Source organism: Mucilaginibacter kameinonensis (assembly GCF_003675385.1).
Classification (GTDB): domain Bacteria; phylum Bacteroidota; class Bacteroidia; order Sphingobacteriales; family Sphingobacteriaceae; genus Mucilaginibacter; species Mucilaginibacter kameinonensis.
The window spans coordinates 1,094,993-1,118,764 of the sequence record NZ_RCWZ01000004.1; the positions used below are offsets into that span (position 1 = coordinate 1,094,993).

21 protein-coding genes and 1 tRNA gene are annotated in these 23,772 nt (G+C 41.5%); 6 read left to right on the plus strand and 16 right to left on the minus strand.

The genetic code is table 11. From position 1 onward, the window contains the following. Nucleotides 1-24: 24 nt before the first annotated feature. The 10 genes from EAH55_RS22835 to EAH55_RS22880 form a co-directional block, all read right to left on the minus strand. Complete coding sequence (locus EAH55_RS22835) at nt 25-408, minus strand: BlaI/MecI/CopY family transcriptional regulator (protein ID WP_114939132.1); 384 nt, start codon at nt 406-408, stop codon at nt 25-27. A gap of 145 nt (nt 409-553) precedes the next feature. After that, nucleotides 554-832 carry a 2Fe-2S iron-sulfur cluster-binding protein gene (locus tag EAH55_RS22840; RefSeq protein ID WP_121811676.1) on the minus strand — a complete coding sequence of 93 codons (279 nt, stop codon included), beginning with the start codon at nt 830-832 and terminating at the stop codon, nt 554-556. 136 nt (nt 833-968) lie between these two features. After that, complete coding sequence (locus EAH55_RS22845; protein WP_121811677.1) at nt 969-3,170, minus strand: M56 family metallopeptidase; 2,202 nt, start codon at nt 3,168-3,170, stop codon at nt 969-971. Beyond that, the gene (locus tag EAH55_RS22850; protein ID WP_394339794.1) at nt 3,167-3,505 is read right to left on the minus strand and encodes a BlaI/MecI/CopY family transcriptional regulator; all 339 of its coding nucleotides are present in this window, start codon (nt 3,503-3,505) and stop codon (nt 3,167-3,169) included. The genes EAH55_RS22845 and EAH55_RS22850 overlap by 4 nt, the downstream gene beginning before the upstream one ends. A 283-nt stretch (nt 3,506-3,788) precedes the next feature. Then, complete coding sequence (locus EAH55_RS22855; RefSeq protein WP_121811679.1) at nt 3,789-7,478, minus strand: ABC transporter permease; 3,690 nt, start codon at nt 7,476-7,478, stop codon at nt 3,789-3,791. 108 nt (nt 7,479-7,586) lie between these two features. Further along, nucleotides 7,587-7,925: a hypothetical protein gene (locus EAH55_RS22860; protein WP_121811680.1), complete on the minus strand. Its 339-nt coding sequence runs from the start codon at nt 7,923-7,925 to the stop codon at nt 7,587-7,589. Nucleotides 7,926-8,000: 75 nt separating this feature from the next. Next, nucleotides 8,001-9,443, minus strand: a complete 1,443-nt coding sequence (locus EAH55_RS22865) for a hypothetical protein (RefSeq protein ID WP_121811681.1) — start codon at nt 9,441-9,443, stop codon at nt 8,001-8,003. A 17-nt stretch (nt 9,444-9,460) separates the two neighbouring features. Further along, nucleotides 9,461-10,387 carry a hypothetical protein gene (locus tag EAH55_RS22870; RefSeq protein ID WP_121811682.1) on the minus strand — a complete coding sequence of 309 codons (927 nt, stop codon included), beginning with the start codon at nt 10,385-10,387 and terminating at the stop codon, nt 9,461-9,463. Nucleotides 10,388-10,551: 164 nt separating this feature from the next. Continuing rightward, complete coding sequence (locus EAH55_RS22875) at nt 10,552-10,983, minus strand: DUF1281 family ferredoxin-like fold protein (RefSeq protein ID WP_121811683.1); 432 nt, start codon at nt 10,981-10,983, stop codon at nt 10,552-10,554. A 64-nt stretch (nt 10,984-11,047) separates the two neighbouring features. Then, nucleotides 11,048-11,121 (minus strand) — tRNA-Asn (locus EAH55_RS22880). A gap of 305 nt (nt 11,122-11,426) precedes the next feature. Between EAH55_RS22880 and EAH55_RS22885 the strand changes: the two genes are divergently transcribed. Next, nucleotides 11,427-12,341: a PfkB family carbohydrate kinase gene (locus EAH55_RS22885; RefSeq protein WP_121811684.1), complete on the plus strand. Its 915-nt coding sequence runs from the start codon at nt 11,427-11,429 to the stop codon at nt 12,339-12,341. A gap of 232 nt (nt 12,342-12,573) precedes the next feature. On the opposite strand, the gene EAH55_RS22890 is transcribed toward EAH55_RS22885, so the two are convergent. Genes EAH55_RS22890 through EAH55_RS22905 form a run of 4 tightly spaced genes read right to left on the minus strand, consistent with a single transcriptional unit; the run spans nt 12,574 to nt 14,886 of the window. Beyond that, nucleotides 12,574-12,816, minus strand: coding sequence for a cytochrome b5 domain-containing protein (locus EAH55_RS22890; RefSeq protein ID WP_121811685.1), 243 nt, complete (start codon nt 12,814-12,816; stop codon nt 12,574-12,576). Continuing rightward, nucleotides 12,813-13,493 (minus strand): lycopene cyclase domain-containing protein, encoded by a 681-nt coding sequence (locus EAH55_RS22895; RefSeq protein WP_121811686.1) that lies wholly within the window; start codon nt 13,491-13,493, stop codon nt 12,813-12,815. The genes EAH55_RS22890 and EAH55_RS22895 overlap by 4 nt, the downstream gene beginning before the upstream one ends. Further along, nucleotides 13,490-14,035: a hypothetical protein gene (locus EAH55_RS22900; RefSeq protein ID WP_121811687.1), complete on the minus strand. Its 546-nt coding sequence runs from the start codon at nt 14,033-14,035 to the stop codon at nt 13,490-13,492. Before EAH55_RS22900 ends, EAH55_RS22895 begins: the two co-directional genes overlap by 4 nt. Next, complete coding sequence (locus EAH55_RS22905) at nt 14,035-14,886, minus strand: phytoene/squalene synthase family protein (RefSeq protein ID WP_244228311.1); 852 nt, start codon at nt 14,884-14,886, stop codon at nt 14,035-14,037. The genes EAH55_RS22900 and EAH55_RS22905 overlap by 1 nt, the downstream gene beginning before the upstream one ends. Nucleotides 14,887-14,966: 80 nt before the next feature. Between EAH55_RS22905 and EAH55_RS22910 the strand changes: the two genes are divergently transcribed. Beyond that, nucleotides 14,967-16,448, plus strand: coding sequence for a phytoene desaturase family protein (locus tag EAH55_RS22910; RefSeq protein ID WP_121811689.1), 1,482 nt, complete (start codon nt 14,967-14,969; stop codon nt 16,446-16,448). Between the two features lie 198 nt (nt 16,449-16,646). Here the strand turns inward: EAH55_RS22910 and EAH55_RS22915 are convergent, their stop codons facing one another. Together EAH55_RS22915 and murB are read right to left on the minus strand one after the other, a co-directional pair. Next, nucleotides 16,647-17,183, minus strand: coding sequence for an RNA polymerase sigma factor (locus tag EAH55_RS22915; protein WP_090528721.1), 537 nt, complete (start codon nt 17,181-17,183; stop codon nt 16,647-16,649). A gap of 263 nt (nt 17,184-17,446) precedes the next feature. Further along, nucleotides 17,447-18,484: a UDP-N-acetylmuramate dehydrogenase gene (murB, locus tag EAH55_RS22920; RefSeq protein WP_262707310.1), complete on the minus strand. Its 1,038-nt coding sequence runs from the start codon at nt 18,482-18,484 to the stop codon at nt 17,447-17,449. 287 nt (nt 18,485-18,771) lie between these two features. Here murB and EAH55_RS22925 point away from each other — a divergent pair, with 287 nt between their 5' ends. The 4 genes from EAH55_RS22925 to EAH55_RS22940 all read left to right on the plus strand — a co-directional run bounded on the left by EAH55_RS22925 (nt 18,772) and on the right by EAH55_RS22940 (nt 23,751). Beyond that, nucleotides 18,772-19,182 (plus strand): BlaI/MecI/CopY family transcriptional regulator, encoded by a 411-nt coding sequence (locus tag EAH55_RS22925; RefSeq protein WP_244228312.1) that lies wholly within the window; start codon nt 18,772-18,774, stop codon nt 19,180-19,182. A gap of 5 nt (nt 19,183-19,187) precedes the next feature. Next, nucleotides 19,188-21,179: a M56 family metallopeptidase gene (locus EAH55_RS22930; RefSeq protein WP_121811690.1), complete on the plus strand. Its 1,992-nt coding sequence runs from the start codon at nt 19,188-19,190 to the stop codon at nt 21,177-21,179. A gap of 87 nt (nt 21,180-21,266) precedes the next feature. Beyond that, on the plus strand, nt 21,267-22,955 hold the full coding sequence (gene recN / locus EAH55_RS22935; protein ID WP_121811691.1) for a DNA repair protein RecN: 1,689 nt from the start codon (nt 21,267-21,269) through the stop codon (nt 22,953-22,955). Between the two features lie 28 nt (nt 22,956-22,983). Beyond that, nucleotides 22,984-23,751: an energy transducer TonB gene (locus tag EAH55_RS22940; RefSeq protein ID WP_121811692.1), complete on the plus strand. Its 768-nt coding sequence runs from the start codon at nt 22,984-22,986 to the stop codon at nt 23,749-23,751. The last annotated feature ends 21 nt before the right edge of the window (nt 23,752-23,772 follow it).

The following is a 23,772-nucleotide window of genomic DNA, read 5'->3' on the forward strand; positions in this document are numbered from 1 at the left end:
AACGGTTTGGTTTATTGAATTTAACTATTCTTCCAGTTTTTTGAGCAGGTCTTTGATCTCCTGTAATTCCTCCTGCGAAGTTTTTTTGTTCCCCAATAGCTGCATCACCAATTTACCGGCCGAGCCTTTATACATGGTATCCACAAACTTATCCAGCAGGTGTGCCTTGGTTTGCTGCTCCTCCTCCACTACGCTGTAAATGTGCTTCATCTGGCTTTCATCGCGTTTCAGGATCCCTTTATCGGCCATGATCTGCATGAGCTTTAAGGTTGTGGTGTAGTTTACATCCTTTTGCTTCAACAACTCGTCATTTACCGAACGTACAGTTAATGGGCCTTTCTCCCATAACACCTGCAGTATTTCGAGTTCAGATTTAGTAGGTTCTATCGGTTTGTTTGGTGCGTTCATATCTATCTCCCAAACAAAGGTAGAAAATTTTTCGTACGAAACAAATATTAGTTAGGAAATTTTTCGTAGGTTTTAAATTTAAGATACAATAAACCTGAGGATCAACCACATTGAGGTGGTTTTAATATTGCAGTGCATTCCCATTTCAATAAATTTTATCGGGTATTAAAACTATCTTATTTGCCAGTTCATCGTTCACCAATATGCCACAGGCCAAAACACTTCTCTTAATGTTTGACCCGGCTGAGGTAATTTGCACCACACAGGTACCGCAACTTCCCATCCCACAACATAACCCAAACCCCGGAATTGCCAGCTGATCCGCTATCAACGACATCAGGCTGTGATATTGCCCGGGAGCAACCTGAACCATTTGATTTTCATCCAGGTAATGAAGTGTCAGCATGATAGTGTTATTTGCCATGATTATGCAATATAGGGAACAATATCGAGCCGTTTACAGTATCGATATAACCATGCTATCGCCCCAAAATTACAGGCATAAAAAAAAGGAAACGCTTGCAATTAACGTTTCCTTTTTGTGCCTGAGGCTGTGGTGCTTAATTACTCCGCCCAAACTTGAACATCGGCTTCATATCGGGTACCGCCAGTTCGCCAACATACTTTCCGGCCATCAAGTATCCATTGAGCGATGGGCGATATTTCTTCTCGGCTACACAAAACACTATGGCTATGCTGTGCCTGCCTGCCTCATCGGCAACCGGCAATTTATAAGATTGGAGGGCATTTACGGCCGCTTCGTCAAAGCCATTACCCCCACCCTGTTCAACTTTAATATCGCTGATCATCCCGCTGCCATTTAAGTTAAAACCTAAAATAACCACGCCGCCTTTAAGTGCTTTTTTAGCTTGCTCCGGATAAACGATACTATCAATCACATGATTATAAAATTGACCGGAATAGGGCGTTGCTAAATAAGATGTAGCATCATAAATATAGGCAAGCTTGCTCTTCTTTACATTTTCCGGATGCATAAATTGAATAACAGAAGTTGATGCTGAAGGAAAAGTATAGCCATATTTATTTTTTAGCAGGCTGAAATCATCAGCAGTACATTTGTTCTGATAATACCATTGCCCCTCGCCATCTTTATCATAAATGATCACCCTCCCCTGCGGTTTACCGTTTACAATATATCCAGGCCCGGCGGGGCTTTCATCGTACTCATATCCTTTGCTGGTTATACTAATAGGATATTTATAGTTTGTTATAATCAGTTCTCCGGCAAATTCAGGATCATTACTCAACGAGTCCGTTTGAAAAATTGAATAATCGTGCGTAAAAAAATAAACGACTATTTTATAGTTACGCCCCGGGTCATCATTCACAATTCCTTTATATGACCTAAATCCATCCAAAGCAAGTGCATCCAATTTAGCGCCGCCACTTTTAACAATTTTTGCGTCGGTTATATGGCGGTTATTATCAAGGCCAAATCCAACTTCAACCAAGCCTCCCCTTTCGTCTTTTGATGCATTGAAGTTAATATGCTTGTGTAAAAAGCGATCCATCTGATAGTATCCGTCTACGCCTACTACCGGGAGCATCAGCCTACCATCAGTTGTGGTAAATACCGTGCTATCTTCAACAACCTCTACTTTCATGTGCTGCTTTTTAGATAACAATAATTTCTCTTCTTCGGTAATTGAGTTGGCCGTATAAAGTACTTGCCCATTTGCCTGGTTCACAGCAAGCTGATTAGTTATGGTAGTTACACCATTTTGTGTTACTTTCAGCAATTTCTGTTTACCATGGTTAAGATGATTGGAATTATATCTTCCGGTCATCTTTTTCTTTGCCGGATCAAGATCAAACCAGCCATAGTTTTTACTAAAAACAAGTGTTGATGAGCATAGTAACAATAAACACACCGGGATAGTGACCAGGTATTTCAGCCTTGCTAATTTACCTGAACGTTGTTTGTTTAGCATAATGAGCCTCTTTTTTAATAGGTTATTGGTGAAAAACGATTGCGTAATTGATGGTCCGCCGGTGCCGTAGGCATTATTTAGCAAAAAAGTGGCGTACGCAAACCTATCTGTTGTTTCAGACGCGGTTTGTTCATCGGCTATATACTCATGTAAAGTTCTCAGGCTGCTTTGCAGCAGGTACAAAAAGGGGTTGAACCAATTAATTATTTTAAAAAACTCCAGCAACATAATATCGGCCGAATGTTTTTGCCTAATATGTACCAGTTCATGCCTGATGATTATTTGCGATGCTGATGCAGTGGTTCCGATAAAAAGATAGTTAAAGAAAGAAAAAGCTTCATCACTGCCAGGCAAATAAACTATTTTATATTTTCTGTTTTTTGAGTACGGTTTGTTTCGGGCCAACCTGAACAACGTAAACATTTTTAACAGGAATAAGATGAGTGTAATGCCCACACCAGCCAAATAGGCGTACCAAATTCCATCTTCAAAAGTAAATGGCTCTTCGATTATGGGCGCGGCTTTGGAAGGAATCGCGATCTCCTTGAATGAAACTGAGACTGGCTGCTGTTGAATTTTTGCGGGTTCAGTTGGTATGGTATAAACCATATAATTAGTAACCGGAAGTTCCCGAGCAGGCCTTAGTGCACCAACTTGCAAAACGGGTAGTATGTATGCCACTACACAGCCGAACAGTATATAAAATCGCTTTAACTGGTAATGCGTATCTCCCCTCATTAACAACCATTGAACCATGTAAAAAATTGAGAGATAAATGTTCGCTTCTGCAAGGTAGTGTAGCCAGTTCATTTCTTTTTGTTTTTAAGGTCTTCCAATAAGTCACTTAGTTCATCCAGTTGCCGGAGATCCAGCTTTTTTTCATTGGCAATAAAAGAAACCAGGCTTTTATAAGAATTGCTGAAATAGTTATTCATCATCTTATCGAAAGTAAATTTCTTGTATTGCGCTTCACTGATGAGCGGAAAATAAACATGGGTATTTCCATATGCTTTATGGTTAACAAAACCTTTGCCCTCCATTACCCGCACAACGGTTGATACAGTATTATATGCAGGTTTGGGATCGGGCATTTGCTCAATTATTTCCTTTACCATTGCCTCGTTCAATTGCCACAATATTTGCATTACCTGTTCTTCCGCTCTTGTAAGTTCTTTAGCCACCATATCAAACTAATAATTTAGTTAAACAAACTTACAACTATTTCCATAGTTTCAAAACTATTTTTATAGTTATTTTTAATTAAAAAAACATAAGGGGTGTTTGAGCGGGAATTTTAGTTAAGTATAGATCCTTAACAGGTTGGAATTGGAAGCATTTCCCGGAGAAAATGCTTCCTTTAAACGGATTAATATGTTTTTAATGAACCCTTAGCAGATGTCTTTCAAAGGATTTGTTTGCCATATCAATTTATTCGTTGCGCAAACTCTTCACCGGGTTTGCCATACCTGCCTTAATGGTTCGGAAACTTAGAGTAAATAGTCCGGTAAGCAGCATTCCCGCGCCGCTGACAACGAATACCCACCAGCTAATAGCTACGTGGTCGGCAAAGCTTTCCATCCATTTATTTACGGCATACCATGCAATTGGCGTTACTATAACAAAAGCCAGTAAAATAAGCGATATCAGTTCGGTTGACAGCAGAATAACTATTTGCGCAACACTGGCACCGAATACTTTGCGTATGCCAATTTCCTTGGTCCGTTGGTTGGTGGTGTAAACGGCAAGTCCTAACAACCCAAGACAACTGATCAATATTGAGACACCTGTTGCCCAGGTGAGCAGGGTTGAGGTGTGTTGTTCTTCGTAGTAAAACCACCCTATCGTTTCATCGTAAAAATGGCAATCAAAATCATCGTCGGGATAAACCTTCTTCCAGGCCTTTCCCATATTTGTGATGGCGGTTTGCCACTCGTTACCGCCTGGGGTTTCAGGTTTCAAACTAACATGGATCGTCACCATTAAGTGAGGACCGGGACTGCCAGCTATTATAGCCGTAGGATAAATAGGCGAATGCAATGACCGCTGGTTAAAATCGGCAACAACGCCAATAATATTTATATTTCGGCCACGGCCACCACGCCAGTTTAACTGCTTTCCGATAGCATCATGGGGATCAGTAAACCCTAATAATTTAGCATAAGTATTGTTAATAATGACAGCTTTCCCGGTGTCGGCCTGGCTTATATTTCTGCCGGCAAGCAATTTTAGCTGGTATATATTGAGGTAGGTTTCATCAGCAACCGATTTAAATATTACTTCATCTGTTGTTATCTGCTTTTTTCCATCATTATAAGTACCGCGCAGCCTATTGTATAAAATTGACGAAGGCGGATCGCTACCCAAACCCACAATGGCAACCTGGGGCATCGCCCTAAATTCGTTTAGCAGTACCTGATTACTGCTGGCCTTGCCGTTTTCCCATGGTGAATTAATAACAAGTATGGCATCCTTTTTGAACCCCAGGTTTTTATGTATGGCGTAATAAATTTGCCTGCTTACCAAAATGGTTGCCATTATAAAGAATTGGGCTACAACAAACTGCGAAACTGTAAGCGACTTACGGAACCAGGCGTTCCGTGTTTTATTACTATTGCCCTGCACCTGATTTTTTAATACCGATACCGGCTTGTAGCCCGATAACAAAATTGCGGGATAAAAACCCGACAAAACACTTATCACTATAGTTAAAATCAACAGAAAGAGCATCACATCCGGCCTGAACATATTGGCGTGAATATCCGGAGATATAACATCGGCAAACATTTTTAAAATAACCGGCGCAAGGAATACCGAAATACAAACCGCAAAGAAAGTTATAAGTAATGTTTCGCTTAAAAACTGGAATACCAATTGTACGCGGCTGCTCCCCAAAGTTTTGCGGATACCAATTTCTTTTGCCCTTTGAGCAGACTGTGCGGTAGTTAAATTCACATAATTGATACATGCCAGCAACAACAAAAAGATACCGATAGCCAATAATTGATAAAGTGTTGTTTTGCTGGCCGGTGATGAGAAATTAAAAATATTATACTGAGGATTAAAGTGAATATCGTCCAATGGTTGTAAGTGCACATCAACCTTATCCGAAAACTCTTTTACCCCGGTATGCGGCGGGTTATTTTTTTCGAGAATGGTGTTGATCTGTTTTATAATCCCGGCTATTGGAGCTCCCGGCGCCAACTTTACCAAAATCTGAGCCCCTGAAAAGACGCGGTTCCAAACGTTGATATGTAAATCATCAGAGAAACGCTTGTTAGTTGTAACCGTACTAATGGATACAAAGTCATGAAAGCTAAAATCTGTATTTTCGGTAAGTGTTTCAACTACGCCGCTAACGGTTGCCTTAAGGGTATCATAAGTGACTACCTTACCAATTATTTGATGATATGATAACGACGGGAAATAAAGCCTTGCCTGCTGGGATGTTAACACCACATGGCCGGGCGCATCCAGCGCGTGTTGTGATGAGCCAGCAAGCCATACATAATTAAAAATCTTAAAATATTGCTGATCGGTAAAGGTAATCCTGTCCGGATCTCTGAACCGCTTTTGCGCATTTTTATCTTTATCGATATAAACAAAATGTGGCGAAAATATATTTATAGGCGCAATTTCTTCTATCCCTGTGGCTTCGCTTTTAATGGCCCCAGCCAGCGGGCCCGGTACTCCGCTTGAGTAGTTTACATTTCCCTGAAATGACAGGTTCATTACAACACGATAAATCCGGTCGCTGTCCTTGTGAAATTTATCAAACGTAAAATCGTGGCGTACAATAAAGTAAATGGCCAGGAAAGCGCTTATGCCTATGGATAAACCAATAACATTTATCAGTGTAAATAGCTTATGCCTCCAAAATCCGCGGAATGCAATTTTAAAATAGTTTTTTATCATATGACTGCCGGTTAATTTTCCATGTGTCCACCCCGCAGGGTTTACATGGCTCAATATTAGCGGCATAGGTTGGGTAAAACCTCTCAAGTTATAAGATGGGAGAACTTTTTGAAGGTGATTTTTATATTCCAGAGGGGTTTTGCCGGTAAACTGCTTAAAAATACGGTGAAAGCTGCTTTGTGAATTGAAGCCCGATTCATACGCAAGACCAAGAAGCGTGATATGATCATAAGAGGAATCCTGCATTTTGAGTGCAACCTCACGTACACGGTATTCATTAATAAAATCGTTAAAGCTTTTTTTGAAAACTGTATTAATGATCCGGGATACTTCATGCGTATGCAAGCCGAGTTTTTCGGCAAGCGAATTCAGGCTTAATTCTGCATCCCGGTAATATCCCTGCTCTTTGACTTCCAGTTTTAACCAGGAACCTTTTTGCTTCAGATCTGCCGGCAATAGTGGCTTTATCGTAACATCAACGGTCGTGACAATTTCTGTTTCCAAATGGCTTTTCGCCGCGATCCAAATGATCGCGGATAGCAAAGGAAGGTACAAGGGATAATAATGCTGTATGCTTAGTCCATTACGGCAATAAAAATAATCAACTGCGGTAAACGGTATCCATAAAAACCATAGTATGCCAAGTCCGGTAACCGATCTGTCCAACCAAAGCAACTCGTTCCGGTAGCGATCGCCCTGATGAAATTTTTTATTCAGGTAAAAGCGGCCAATCTCTGCATGGGATAAATACAAATAAATAGCAACCGATAGAAATGCGAGTAGCTGCAACGTAGTGTTACATTTACCGTAAATAACGTCGCCTGTATTTATGTTTTGTATTCCCGCAAATACCTGAAAACCTATTTCAGGTAGTACGGGTATAAAGTGCAGCAGGTTCTTGCGACGGAAGGTATACTTTGGCTGGGCTATCTGCCTCACGTAAAAATAGATCAAAGGGCCAATTGCCAACGAAAACCGCAACGGTAAGTAGTTCAAGATTGGACTGTATTTTGCCAGATCAATATCGGCCGACAAAATCCGGATCATCCACAAAGCAACAATGGCCATTAAGATAGCCAACCATCGGTTTGCAGACCTGTTCTCTTTAGGGGCAATCCATAGGAATAGCGATAGCGTTAAGCTGATAAATACAGCACCTAAAAACGCAATGTCATAAAGGGTAATATGGAGTGTAAATGGTATCAAATAAGTTTAGGCGCTTGTGGCTTTCTCAAACCTACCAAAATGCTAATACAAATTCAAGAATACTTTGCTAAGCTCCAGTACCAGGTGTAATTCAAAGCATTTAATTGATCAAATGATCCGATTGGCTTCTTTGTAAACGACGGTTTCGTCAGGCTGACCAAAAGCCGGATGCCAAGCAGCATATATGCCGGAACGCGGAACCTTAATCTTTTCCTGTTCCAGGCGATGGGCTTTGGTATAAACGTAATAAGTAATGAGCGGTGTACGTCTCTGCGTGTCGGCGATGGATTTGTAATAGGGATTGATCCACAATTTACAGGCCGGGCAGAGATCAGTTTTTTGGGTAGGATATTTTTGATAAAGCGCCTTCACATAAGTGGCATTGGGAGCCTGGGCACTCAATAAGAGCGGGAATAATAAAAGATGTATCAGGATAATGCGCTTCATGGAAGCAACTAAGATAAGAAATAGCGAAGCCCGAACAATTGCCGGGCTTCGCTAATCATGAGAAAGTAGAAAAAATTATTTGCCGCCTGACATGAATGTAGGCAAAGCTAAACTCAGGCTTAAACCAAAAGAAAATTTGTCCCGGTTACGTTCATAGGTTTGCTTTTTGTCATCGTCATAGCGAATGATCGGTTCAATAGTTATCGCTTCTTTCGCTGCTGATATCGAGAAGAAAAATCCTGCATGCGCATTAAAATCAGTGGTGCCATGATTGAACTTTAATCCGGTGCCAATATCTATCCCATAACCTTTGGTCCAATAAAACATGAATGGGAGATTTACGCCCCAGTTCCATTGCGGGTTAACAAACTCTTTATAAAAGCCGGTCGATTTGATGGATTGCACATTCGAAACTCCAGCCGGTAAAGGCTGCGGTATTGTTACGGTAAGTGAATCAGCGGGATCAAAAACTCGCGCGTTACTTACTGTAATTCCCGGATAGACCATCCATTTAAACTTTTTATATGACCAAAGCCTGTTTGCAGATAATGTAGCACTAAAGAAATAGTCACTTTGGGTTTTGGTGTAGGAGGCGGCAGCATTATTCGGATCATAGATTGGATAATCCGTTTGATTAAGTTTAGGTGCAAAGCTTACCCAGGTAAAACGGTAAACACTGAATGGTGCGGCTGTTTGCAGTGAGTCTAAAACTTTTAATTCGCTTACTTTTCTGACATAAGGAATTAAGGTTTTTTGATTGGTATTTAACTCATCAATGAATGCGCCAACTTTCGCTTGGTCAGTGGTGTCAAGGTCGGTTGGAAAGAAAGCTTTTGTTTTTTCCAGCAATAAATGAAGCGCATGCGCAGCGGTAAAATGCTGCTTATATTCAGCGGCCGTACTTGGGGTTACGGTAAAATAAGTTGGGTAATCCGTTGTTTTAAACTTTACCAGGTCAGCGATGGCCGTTTTGTAATCTCCATCTGCTTTATCCAGGCTGGTCTGCAAAATATCATCCGCATCGCTTAGGAAATATTTGAATGGTTCTCGCTTTTTCGTTGGATACTTGGCGGAACCCCAGATAAACCAGTTGAAATTAAATCCCCCTGTCAGGGTTTTTCCGAATTTATCCCCCGTAAACACATTAACAATACCCTTGTCAGCAGTGCCCGTGCCACTCACCTGCACACTGAGCCATTTTAATTTAATGGGAAGCGCGTAATTCACCGTCAAGCTTTTATCATCCGCGATGGCCGAAATACTTTGTATCTGCCCGCCTTTTAATACTACGCCGCTAACCTGACGAAGAAAATTTTGCAGTGAATCGTTAAATTTATAACCGGTAATCAATTTGTCTGTGCCTTTTGGATTGGCAATAAAAGCTTTTACTTGTTTGTAATGATCATTGACCACCGGATCTTCTTTCACAGTATTTTGCGCGAACGCAAATTGCACTGCAAAAAAAGTCAGCAATGTTAACAGGCAGATGCTGGAATGTGTAGGTTTAATTTTTTTCATATGTGTAAGTAAGGTGGTTAAACGCCGATATAGCTGCTGATCTTAGGCATAAGCGCGCCGAGCGCCACGCCGATATTAAAGGATGCGGTGTAGTTGACCGTATTTGTCTTTACGTTCCCCTGGTTATCGGTGCCATTCGCATCTACTCCGAACTGCATAAAGCGATTAGCGATACCGGTTAGGAAGATAAATGGGCAATCATACAACAGCCGGATCAGGCCGTGAGTAGATTCCATCGAACCAATTGGCAAGCCAAGGTTTGCATCCGTGATGGCTTTCATCGCGGCAGGGTCAGATTTCGGGAACTCCTTATAATCGGTGACATTGACCGAGCTTAAAGCTACATAGTTGATGTCCCACAAAAACTCGATGGTATCTGCGGGAAAGAAGTACGGCTTCAGCAGGTTCTGCGCGATGGCTTTTTTGGTGGCGGAATCGATGCTGTCGAAAAATGCAGGCGCAATCGCCGAGGCGATGAGCTGATCGGTGTGCGCGGGGTCAGACCAGTTACTGTCCGGGTTAGGGTTTAGCGGGTCAGCGTGGTAATTATGAATGAATACATTGGAACCCATGACCACGCAGCCATTATGATTTTCCAGTTTGGAACCGTATGCACCTGTTCCGAGGGCCACGGTCAGACTTGGCGGTTCAGGGGAGTAATTCAGGATCTTGGGCATATCCAGCGCCTTGCCCTCCGAACTGGATGGGTTCGGTTTGGAAATCATCAGGTCTTCGATACACCATAATTCGAACTGCTGTCCGGGAAAGGCAGTCCAGACAGCCCTTGGCAACACGGTGCCTTTGGGTTTATTCCAGGGATAATAAGTTAAGGAGGACGGATCGGGGTCAGGAAAATTAGCCGGTCTGAACAATTTATGCACCAAGGCATTCAGGATCGGCTCGACTTCAAATTGCTTATTGGCAATGAGCAGGATACGTTTCATGATAAAAGGGTTAAAGGTCCCACAATATATAGTTTTAACCGCTGATTATCAAATCCCTACAAAATAGAAAAGCCCAAGCAATCGCTGCCGGGCCTTTCCAACCTAAACCTTATCACATGCCGGCTGGAAGCCGGCTGAATATAACGGCAAGTTAATCAAAATTATTATCGTTTCAGGTTCCTGACCGCTTCTTCGGCAGGCGGGTCAGGTTTTACGGTGTAGATATCTTTGGGTTTGATGTCCAGCATACCTACCAGTAGTTCCTTGAATGTGGCATACGTATTTCCCTTATGTTCGTATTTGTCATTCATAAGCGCGTTCACATAGTCATCATAATCCTCTTTGCCGTTCAGGAATACATTGGAATAATTACCCTCTTTATATTCTGCCCGCCCATAAATGAACATATCCAGTTCCTCGTAGCGGTGTACAAAATCCAGCCCGAGGTGCACCCCGATCTGCAGTATCACATCTTGGTTGGGCACCCAACTGGTACGGTAACTTACCCGGTCATCTTCACGACTGATCTCAACCATTTGGCCATGGTCACTTTTTACAAAATCCGGCAAAATAACCTTTCCTTTTCGTAATTGCATCAATAGGCCATTATATGGAAATAAAAAAGGGTAAGCGACCATTAAAATGTGCTTACCCTTAGTGCTCCTGAGGCTGGGCTCGAACCAGCGACCCTCTGATTAACAGTCAGATGCTCTAACCGGCTGAGCTACTCAGGAATCTAATCCGGTTTGGAGTGGGGCAAAGGTAAAAACTCGTCCGATATTTCACAATTTTTATTCAAAAAAATTTCAAATATTTTTCACGATGCTTTTTTTGTGCTGATTATGTGCCATTTATAGGTTAAAACGTATTATCATTTTTTATCGTCTGCCTAACTTTTCATTCCTTTTCCCTTTTTGCCAGTGTTTAAATTATCAAATTATGCTTTCCCTGATGAAAATCCGTGTCACAAATCAGCATCGATGAATGATTATCCCTTATTTTTCGCAATATTTGCGCCGAAAAATATAAATATCTTTACATGAGTTTGTTAGTTATTGGCACTGTGGCGTTTGATGCCATTGAAACCCCTTTTGGTAAAACCGATAAAATAGTAGGCGGCTCTGCAACTTTTGCAAGTTTGGGCGCTTCTTACTTTTATGATAAAATAAAAATTGTTGCTGTTGTTGGCGACGATTTCCCTCAGCACGAAATTGAGGACCTACAAAACCACAACGTTAATACCGAAGGCCTGCAGATAAAACAGGGCGAAAAATCATTTTTCTGGAGCGGTCGTTACCATAACGACATGAACAGCCGCGATACCCTGGTAACCGAGCTTAATGTACTGGAAGCCTTTGATCCTATTATTCCGGATAGCTATCAGGATTGCGAATACCTGATGCTGGGCAACCTGTCGCCACAAGTACAGCAAACAGTAATCAGCCGACTTAAAAATCGCCCTAAGCTTATTGTAATGGACACCATGAACTTTTGGATGGACATTGCCCTTGATGAGTTGTTAAAAACCATACAAATGGTTGATGTTTTAACCATCAATGATGCCGAGGCACGCCAATTATCAGGCGAGTTTTCACTGGTTAAGGCTGCACGTAAAATATTAACCATGGGCCCTAAATACCTCATCATTAAAAAAGGTGAGCATGGTGCATTATTGTTCCATGAAAATCAGATCTTCAGCGCCCCGGCCCTTCCATTAGCCGAGGTATTTGACCCTACAGGTGCCGGCGATACGTTTGCAGGTGGTTTTATTGGCTATATGGCCAAAGTGGGTACCGTTAACTTCAATAACATGAAAAACGCTATCATTTTCGGCTCGGCCTTAGCTTCATTCTGCGTTGAAAAGTTTGGATCTGAAAGGTTAAGAAACCTGAGCGAAGAGGAAATTGCCAATCGCATCCAGGAGTTTGTTGGCCTGTCTAAATTTGAATTGTAACGTCCCTTTCCTCTATTTTTAGGATCTACTTATATTACAGAAAATGTCATTTCGATAGAGCGGCGGCGGGCTGAGAGATGGAGCGAAAGAGAAATCTTATACAACTATGCCAGTACAAGCAGGGTGTAGAAGATTTCTCCTCACCTCCAATGCCCCCCTACCCTTGGTTCGTCGAAATGGCATTTTTTATTTACTTAGGAAAGACTCAAAACCAAGCCCCATATGCATAAGTTTATGCAGGCCTTAGTTTTCCTACCTTTACAAACTTCTCAAATACTGTTTCGGTATGCGGGGCGTCTGGAAGTTCATCTGTCAGATCCTGACCAGCCCAGTGCTCATAATGTTTACCATTACGCCATAGGCGACTTTCGGTAACATCATAAATATCACCTTTATAAGCTACCCAAATCTGTGGTTTATCCTGACCGTTACGCAGGGCCAACTGTGATTTTGTATATATCGGCAGCTCAATCATCGACTTAATTTCCGTTGTTTAAAATACTCAAAGAAACCAATATTCATGAGCAATAAGGCCATCAGGTAAAAATGATCTTCAAAAGGGATAGTGCCTACACGTTTTCCTATATTCTCGGCATTATTATATAGCACAATGGGTACCGAAGTTAATATGCCATTCACAATATAAAACGGCAGAAGCGCTACAAAGTACGCCAGGTAATACCGGTTAAGCCAATCAGCCTTAAAAACATACTGAATCAGTAAAACTAATACCGGCAACAAACCGAAAGTAACCGTGGTATAAAGCCGGTCATGATAAAATATAAGCATCATTATGCTCAGCAATATTACCATGCTGCTTATAATACTGGTGAGCCTGTATGGCATCAGCCATTTAAGGTAATGATTTAGACATGCATAAATGAATATGCAAGCAAAAGGCACCGTTAAAAAAAACAGCATTTCCTCTAAGGGCAAACCAAAAAACTTGATACCGATGATATAAGCCGGATTAAACGACCAAACGCCATGGATGGTAAAAAGCACATCCCAAAACAAAAAAAACAAACCTGTAATTGCCATGCCCGGCCAAATAAACTTCCAGCTTTTATAAAAAGCTACCCTTTTATCAAACGAAAGCACCACAGGAAAAAACACCGTGAGCAAATTGATCAATAAATAGGCGTATCTCACGTAAGTTCGGTTAAATGTTTATTTAATACCTGGTTTTGTGCCGGTGTACATCTTTTGGAATGGATCAGGAATTTGATAATCGCTATGGTTAATTCCTTATCGGCCGAACCGTAGTTCTTTCTATCAAGCTGGGCTATGATATCTTCACTATCTACAGCAAGATCTTTATTAAACCCTAAAATTGAAGGCACATTATGCTCGATAGAAAAGCGCATGAACCTGATCTCGATATTATGCGGATCGGCGGTTACGGCCAGCTTAAATACCTTTTCTGATCTGTTCAGGTATTTTACTTTCGAATATGGGTTCCAGGCATGTTTGGCTTTCAGCGCCAGTAAAGCACCTATGAAACCATTTACGATACCACTTTTCTCTTTGATACTATTAAGGCTATTATACAATGAGTCGGTCAGTTGGCTTTTATCAATGGCGATAACCATTTGTTTGCGCAGTACTTTAAGATTAGGTTCTTCGGCCTCAACTGATTGAAAAATGAATACCAACGCCAAAATATTGACGATAAAAAAAATCTTCCTGAACATTAAATAACATTTAACTTTTGCTGCAGCACAGCCTTGATATATAAACTCATTTTGCGTGCATCCGATACCCTGATGCGTTTTTGTAGTATGACGTTGGCAGGTGTATAACTTATTTTTTTAAACAACTGCAGGTAGTAAATATAAGCAATGTAAACCCCAAGCCGCGTACCAACCGGTAGACGTTTTATCCCTTCAAAAGCCTCATCAAAGTTGTGCTTAATTTCGGCTTCAATGGTAAGTTTATCTTGCTCGGTAAAATTATTAAAATCAATCCCCGGAAAATAGGTACGGCCGCGTTCGGTATAATCGGCCTTAACATCACGCAAAAAATTAACCTTCTGGAACGCTGCCCCCAGGCTTCGGGCTTTAGGAATTAATGACTGATATAAAGCATCATCGCTTGTAAATACCCTCAGGCACATCAAACCAATAACCTCCGCCGAGCCGTAGATATAAGTCTGATAACTTTCTTTATCATAGGCCTTATTATCCAGGTCCATCGCCATCGATCGCAGAAAAGCCCTGATCAATTCATGATCAATATGATACTGATTAACAATTTGCTGAAAGGAATGAATAACCGGGTTGGTACTGATCCCCTCTTTGATAGCCCGAAATGTTTCGTCGCTGAACCTGTTTATCAGTTGCTGCTGATCGTAATCATGAAAGGTATCCACAATTTCATCGGCATAACGTACAAAACCATAAATGGCATAGATGGGATACCGGAAACTTTTATCGAAAGTTTTAATGCCGAGACTAAATGAAGTGCTGTACTTTTTAGTTATCAGTTTACTGCATTCAAAACAGGCTTCATCGTACAGGTTCATCATTGGCCTTCGCGTGGTCATTTTCAAAAGTACAAATTCAAAGCCGTATTGTTTTTTAATGGGCCTAAAACAATTTGCTTACCTTGGGCTTCACATTAAACATGAGCAGCAGCAAGCATATTATTGTTATTGGATCGGGCTTTGCAGGGTTATCAGCAGCCTGTGTTTTAGCTAAAGAAGGTTATAAGGTTACCATATTGGAAAAGAATGATCAGCCCGGCGGTCGTGCCCGGGTTTGGGGACAGAACGGCTTTAGGTTTGATATGGGGCCAAGCTGGTACTGGATGCCCGATGTGTTTGAAAACTTCTTCGCGCTGTTTGGTAAAAAAACTACCGACTATTATCAGCTCAAAAGACTTGATCCCGGCTATCGCGTTTATTACGGTCAAAATGAGATACTTGATGTACCGGCATCCATGACCGAGCTTGAAGCTTTATTTGAACAAATAGAGCCTGGCAGCAGCACCGCTTTACGCCAATTTTTGAACCAGGCAAAGTATAAATATAAAGTAGGCATGGGCGAATATGTTTTCCGCCCCTCCCACTCTATTACCGAATTTATCGACTTTAACCTCATCAAAAAAAGCTTCAGCATTCAGTTGTTGACCAGCATGAGCAGTCATGTGCGCAAGTATTTTAAAAATCCCAAACTGGTTAAGCTTCTGGAGTTCCCGGTGTTGTTTTTAGGTGCTACCCCGCAAAACACACCTGCCATGTACAGCATGATGAATTATGCCGACCTGTCGCTTGGAACATGGTACCCCATGGGTGGTATGAACGAAATAGTAAAAGCGATGGTAAGCCTGGCTACCGAACTTGGTGTTGAAATTGAACTAAACACAGAGGTTACAAAGATCAACGTAAAAGATAAACGGGTTGACACCATACAAACCAACAAAGGCGTATTTAACGCCGATATGGTAATTGCCGGAGCCGATTATGAGCATGTTGACCAGCATCTGCTTGATGACCCCCATCGCAATTACACGCCTAAATACTGGAACAGCCGAACTATGTCGCCTTCCAGCCTGCTTTTTTATATCGGCACCAATAAAAAAGTACCCGGCATACAGCATCATAATTTATTTTTTGATGAAGATTTTGAACTGCATGCTAAAGAAATTTACACGTCACCGCAATGGCCAACTAACCCATTGTTCTACGTATGCTGCAGTTCAAAAACAGATAACACAGTAGCTCCCGAAGGCGGCGAAAACCTATTTTTCCTGATGCCTATTGCTCCGGGATTAAATGACGACGAAAGCACGCGCGCAAAATACTTTAACCTGATGATGGACAGGTTTGCCCATATTCTCGGGCAGGACATCCGCAGCTCAATAGTAGTGAAACGGAGTTACGCGCTTAATGATTTTAAGAGCGATTATCACTCATTTAAGGGCAACGCTTACGGTTTGGCCAATACACTTGCGCAAACGGCTTTTTTTAAACCAGCCATGCGGGCAAAACACATTAACAATTTACTATATACCGGGCAACTTACGGTACCGGGTCCGGGCGTGCCGCCGGCGATTATTTCGGGGCAGGTAGTGGCTGGGGAAGCAATGAAAATATTAGTGGATTAGCGACTATTGTTTTAAAAAGCATAAAACCATGTCATTGCGAGCGCAGCGCGGCAATCGCACGGAAGCATGGCCGCCCTGTATAGCATGCGATTGCTTCGTGCCTCGCAATGACATTTTTTTATACCACTCCTCTTTACAAACAAAAACCCGCCTCATTGGGCGGGTTTTCTATAATATATGATGGAGTTTAATTGAATATTAATTCTCTGCGTAAACGGGTTTGGCGATTCCGTTATCATATGCTTTAAGATTTTTCTTAAGCAGTTTACGTGCTACGTGAATACGGGTTTTTACTGTGCCGATAGGAATATCCAGGTGATCGGCAATTTCATGGTATTTATGGCCTTCAAAATACATGGTGAAGGGTACATAATAATCTTCAGGCAGCCTGTCTAAAGCTTTTTTAATATCATCCATTACAAATTTGGCTTCGCCCTGGTTTTTGGTTGAACTAAATACCAGGTTAGGTGATGAAATTTCATCACTTTTAGTAACGAAGGTGCTCATTTTAACAAAACGGCGATAGTTGTTGATGAACGTATTTTTCATGATGGTATATAACCATCCTTTTAAATTGGTGCCTTCCTTAAACTTGTTGTAATAAGTTATGGCCTTCAACATTGTATCCTGGACAAGGTCGTTAGCATCGTCTGCGTCGTGCGTGAAGTGTAAAGCGTATGATCTTAAAGAAGTCGCCTGACGTAGTACAAGGGTGTTAAACTCAATCTTTGTCATTTTGTTAAAGTTTTGTGTTAACAATTAGACAAGCATGATGCCACTAACCCAAAATGTGTGGTAAAAACTCTACATTTTAATTTCAGCACCTATTAGCTATCAATGTGTACATCTAACACATTAATAACAATTACATCACTGAAAAACAGGCACTTAAATGATAATACAAGTAAAAACAAGCTTATTAAGACAATTATTTGTAACAGGAATGTTATTTAGAACAAATTTTATTTAAAACAAGAATTCACTTTAAATAAACTTATTTAACTAATAATATTAACCTCACGTTGTAGTGTAACGCCAAATTTAGTGTACACACTGTCTATGATTTGCGACGAAAAACTATACACTTCCTGCCCTGTGGCCCCTCCGTGGTTCACTAAAACAAGCGCCTGGTTCTTCCATGTTCCTGTGTGGCCAACTGTTTTTCCCTTCCATCCGCACTGCTCAATGAGCCATCCGGCAGCCAGTTTTACACCTCCATCTGCAGCAGGATAGTTCACCACATCTGGAAATTTGGCCTGAACCGAGGCAAATTCTTCGGCGCTGATCACCGGATTTTTAAAGAAACTTCCGGCATTACCTATGGTTGATGGATCGGGCAGCTTAGATACCCGGATGTGTGCCACCACCTGCGATACATCTTTTATAGTAGGGTTTGAGATCCCCCTATTTTGCAGCTCCTGTTCAATGGCGCCATACCGGGTGTTGATGCTGGGCACAAGTGAAAGATGAAATTTTACAGATACTATAATATATAGCCCTTTCAGCTCGGCTTTAAAAACGCTTTCACGGTAACCGAACTTGCAATCCTCTTTACTAAACTCCCTGAAAGTACCAGTGGCTATTTCAAAAGCGCGACAGCTATGAAACACATCTTTAAGCTCTACTCCATAAGCACCTATATTTTGTATAGGCGACGCCCCTACCGAACCGGGGATCAGGCTCAGGTTCTCGACCCCGGCATAATCATGGGAAACGCAGTAGTTCACGAGGTCGTTCCATACTTCGCCACCGCCGGCTTCAACATAAACATCGTTATGACTAATGCGATGCTCAATACCGCGGATATTCATCCGTACAACCAATCCGTCAAAATCATTAACCATAAGCATGTTACTGCCGCCACCAAGCACCAGCAATTGTGTTTGCTGCCATTGCGGGTCGGCAAACAGTTCTGCTAATTCGGTTTCGTGGGCTATTTCTACAAAATAACGGGCGCGGGTATCAATACCAAAGGTGTTAAAGTTTTTGAGGGATACGTTTTCCTGTATTTGCAGCATGGTTTCTTTATTTCGGATTTCGGAGGTTCGATTTCGGAATTTTTGATTTTCTGAATCTACCTGGCGCAAAAGTAATTAAAAGATGGTGATTGTTTGGATTTAGGAATTTTGTCTGAACTCGAATTTGTAGAATTAAGGAATTAATAGAATACTGAGCAAATTCTCAAAATTCGTTTAATTCGAGTTCAGACAAAAAATAACCACTCACCTAATCAACCCAATCAACCACTCACTTCTCCCCCAACCGTTAAAATTTGTTAAATATTTTCCAAACCTCTTGCAAATACGAAATTCATCGTAGATATTTGTACGAAGAAATTCGTAATAAAGAGAGACAGATGGAAATTAAACCAACAGAAAGCGAACTTGAAATTTTACAGGTAATCTGGAAAAAGGGCCAGTGCACCGTACGTGAAGTTCACGAGGAGCTTGCTAAAAACAAGGATGCCGGTTACACCACCACCTTAAAACTCATGCAGATTATGCATGATAAAGGGATGGTTGAGCGCGACACCACTTCAAAAACACATTTATACAAAGCTTTATTCACAATGGAGCAGGCGCAAAGCAACGCTCTGGATAAAATCTTGTCTACTGTATTTAAAGGCTCTACTTCCGACTTGGTGATTCAGGCGCTTGGCCAGCACCGCGCATCAAAAGACGAGATTGACGCTATTAAAAATTTTTTGAATCAATTTGATCAGGACAAAAAATAAACGTGATGGAAAATTTATTCTATAATATAAGCCAGGTGTTGGGCGTAACTATTCTGCAATCGGTATGGCAGGGTTTGTTAGTATGGTTTGCCTTAAGGTTAGTGTTTATTTGCAGGCCGCAATTATCGGCTATTAAAAAGCACAATTGGGCCATGGGGGCCATGCTCACCATCAGCGCCTGGTTTATATACACGTTTATCCATCAGTTCAGGCTGCATGAGTGGGTTAATTATACATCCGCCAATGCGCCATCTTTATTACCACGTTTCTACCTGCCGCTGCATGAAGTAGCCGCCAGACCACAAAACAACTATTACGAATACGTTATAAAAGGTTATCTCCCTTATATATCGGCCCTTTATTTTGTTGGTTTGGTATTTAACCTGCTCAAAGTGAGCTTAAGCTGGCAAAGGATCAGCCTGATAAAACGTACCATGGTGCCTGCCGACAGGCTACAGGAATTTGCCGATGAGCTTTGCCAAAAGCTGGGTATTACTAAAAATGTGTGGGTAAACTTTAGCCGTATGGTTGATGCCCCCTGCATGATTGGCTTTTTAAGCCCCATTATTTTGTTGCCGATAACCCTTACTACATACTTATCGGCTACCGAGGTTGAAGCCATTTTATTGCACGAGCTCTCGCACATTAAACGCAACGACTACCTGCTGAACCTGATGCAGCAATTTATTTCCATACTGTTATTCTTTAATCCCTTTGCCCAATTAATTAACCGCATTATTAACCAGGAGCGTGAAAACAGCTGCGATGATCTGGTTGTGCAAACAACGCAACAACCTTTAATCTACGCGCATGCGCTTCTTAAACTGGAGCAAACCAGGCAACAGCATTTACAGCTGGCCCTGGCTGCTAACGGCAAAAAATATCATTTATTAAACAGAATTGAACGCATCATGAAAACGAAGAAACCTATAGGCAATATCCGCCACCTGCTTGTGGCCATTGCTATAATGACTGCCGGCGTTAGCAGCATTGCCTGGCTAAACCCCACTATAAAAGATGGTAAGTTAACTGTTAAAAAAGTTGCTACCCCTGCTGCCTTACACGCCATATTTGTTGATGACACCATCCATAAGGTGAAAGCAAAAAAGGCTGTAACCTATAAAAAGAAAACACAGGCCGAAATTGTTAAAGCCAAACAACGTCACGAGGATTTTGATTACAGCGGCTTTAATGATGCCCAGCTTGAAAAATTAAGCGCCGAAGTAAGTAAACAAGGCGAGCTGATTGGCAAATACTACAGCAGCAATACTTTTAAAAAGCAACAGGAAATGCTTGAAGCAAAAAGTAAAGCATTGCAGGCCTATTATAACTCCGATGGCATGGAGAAAATGAAGCTCGAAATGGAAAAAATGGGCCAGGATTTTCAGAAAGAATATGGCGAAACATCCGAATCAAAAAAACTTGGCGAGCAGATGGGTGAAATTGGTAACAAGATCGGTAAATATTACAGCAGCGCCGAGTTTAAAAAAATGAACGAGGGCCTGGAGAAAAAATACGGCATTCCGCACGATCATGGTTATAACGGCTATAATGACGACAGAGATCCTAACTACAAAAAATATCAGGACGAGCTGCAAAGCAAAATTCCTGCTGAAGTAAAGGAACAAACAGAGCTACTGAAAACCCTGGGCCAGAAAATGCGCAACCGTTATGATTCGCCGGAGTTTATTTCCAAAAGGAACCGCATGCAGGCTATGGGCGATAGCCTGAGGTTGGCTTATGATAATCCTGATATTAAAAAATTACAGGAAGACATGAAAAATATTGGCAGGCAAATGCGTGGTTTCCAGGATAGCCCGGAGATCAGAGCTGCACAAGAACGCCTTAAAGAAGCCAGCAAAAAATTGCAGGAGTATATGAAAAGCCCGGCCTTTAAACAAAAAATGAAACTGTATCGCGATAAAATGGATAAAGACTTTGATTATAAGTTTGATAATGACAAGCTGGAGGATATAAAACCCGATACAGCTGACTAAATAAATTAGCAAAAAGCATTAAAAATATTTTTTAAAGAGCCTTAATTTGTAATTTAGTGTCCTCAATAAAATGAGGACACTTTTTTTATGCTTCAAAAGCTAACCATTAATAACTATGCGCTTATCGACAACCTGGAGATAGGTTTTGATAGCGGTCTGAACATATTAACCGGCGAAACCGGTGCCGGAAAGTCGATCATATTGGGTGCCCTGTCGCTCATTTTAGGCCAGCGGGCCGAAAGCAAATATTTTTTCAACCAGCAAAAAAAATGCGTTATTGAGGGTACCTTTAAAATAAGTGGCTTTCATTTGGCTGATTTTTTTGAGGATAACGATCTGGATTACGAGAGCGAAACCGTGCTTCGCCGCGAGATCTCGGCCGATGGTAAATCCCGTGCTTTTGTGAATGATACCCCGGTAAACCTTACCGTGTCAAAACAAATAGGCGAAAAACTGATCGATATCCATTCGCAGCACGCTACGCTGGAGATTAATGATCCGGATTTTCAGTTGTTAGTGGTTGATTCGGTTGCCCGTCATTCAGATTTGCTTTTTGATTATCAAACCAAATTCAAGGCATATAAAAAGTCATTAAGCAAACTCAACCAGCTCATAGTCGAAAATGACAAGGCCAAAGCCGATCTGGATTATTTCCAATTTCAGTTTGATGAGCTGGAAAAAGGCGCATTAGTGGCCGATGAGCAGGAACTCCTTGAGCAGGAGCTAAACACCCTCAATAACGCCGAAGAAATAAAACGAGCCTTGTTAAACGCCAACTACCTGTTACAGGATGGTGAAGCGGCCGCACTGCTTCAATTAAAAGAAGCGGGACAGGCTTTAGGCTCGATAGAAAAATACAACCCGGCCCTTGCCGAACTGCACCAGCGCATCAGCAGTACCATTATCGAGCTCAAAGATGTAGCTGCCGAAATAGACGCCGTTGAACAGCATACCTTTGTTGATGAAGCACGTGCCGAAGAGGTGAACAATCGCCTGAGCATGATCTACAATCTGCAAAAAAAGCACAGGGTAAGTACTATTGCCGAGCTATTGCAGATACAGGAAGAATTATCAGAAAAGATACAGCAAGCTCTCTTTGGTGACGAAGCCATCGAAAAGCTGCAAAAACAAATCGCTGCCGATAAAGCCGAACTGGAAAAATTAGCGGCGCAATTATCGGCTAATCGCCAAAAAGCTATTCCTGATATCGAAAAACAGGTATTGGCCACATTGGCCGAGATGGGCATGGGTAATTCGAGTTTGAAGATTGAGCAGCATACGACGTCAGCCCCTAAAGAGGGTGCTGATAGTTCTAAAGCCATGCTTACGGCTACCGGGATTGATAACATTAAGTTTTTATTTTCAGCTAATAAGGGTCATGCTTTGGCGGAGATGAGCAAGGTAGCTTCGGGCGGTGAGCTTTCGAGGTTGATGCTGAGCATTAAATCTATCGTGGCACAATACACAGCACTTCCTACCATTATTTTTGACGAGATTGATACCGGTGTATCTGGCGAGGTGGCTAACAAGGTTGGGGTGATTATGGAGCGTTTAGCCCAAAACCTGCAGGTAATAACCATCACACACTTACCGCAAATTGCCAGCAAAGGCCAAAGCCATTATTTTGTTTATAAGGATGATAGCGAAGCAGCTACCTTTACCCGTATTAAACAGCTAAGTAATGATGAACGCGTGTTAGAAATTGCCAAGATGCTGAGTGGTGACAAACCCGGTGAAAGCGCGTTGCAGAACGCGAGGGAATTGCTGAGCATATAGCTTAATAACATATACAACCTAAACCAGTATGCGATCATTTTTGTTTTCGATCCTACTTTTGTTTTCGCTCCAATTATCGGCACAAAAAAACAAGCCTGATACAGTTATAAAACGTGATACCATCAACCTACGGGGATATGTTTATGATCAAACAGGCAAACCCATCAAGTACATAAGATTGCAGTCCACACAAAAATGGATGGATACGCCTTCATGGAATATCGGTGCTACGACAGACACTACAGGTTATTTTCAGTTAAACGGGATCAAATTTAATGACACCTTAACCTTCGAAAAAAATGTATTGTATAACCTTGTGCCCATTTATAATAAAGGCAGCAGATACATGGTCATTTATCTCGCCTCTGCAACTCCTGTAGATATAACCGCTGATGCCCCTATCAAAGTAAATGCTACACGCAAGCACAAAAGAATTACGCCATCATTCGATTTAAATTATAGCCGACAAGCTAATATCGATAATTTCGAGATACATATGATACCAAGGTTTAAGGATGGAAACAAACATTTTGCTGAGCAAATAAAACGACAAATACAATATCCCTCAAAAGCCGTTGACAAGAACATTGAGGGTACAGTTACAATAGGTTTTCAAATTGAAAGAGATGGTACACCGATCAATTTTAAAGTACTGCAAGGCATAGGCTATGGTTGTGAGGAAGAGCTTATAAATGCTATAAAACGTTTAGGTGGATGGATTCCTGGCATTGACAATGGCAGGCCTATATTGATGACACAAACTGTTTCGGTTGAATTTAAACTAACTGATAAATAATTATAACTTTGCTTCAATTAT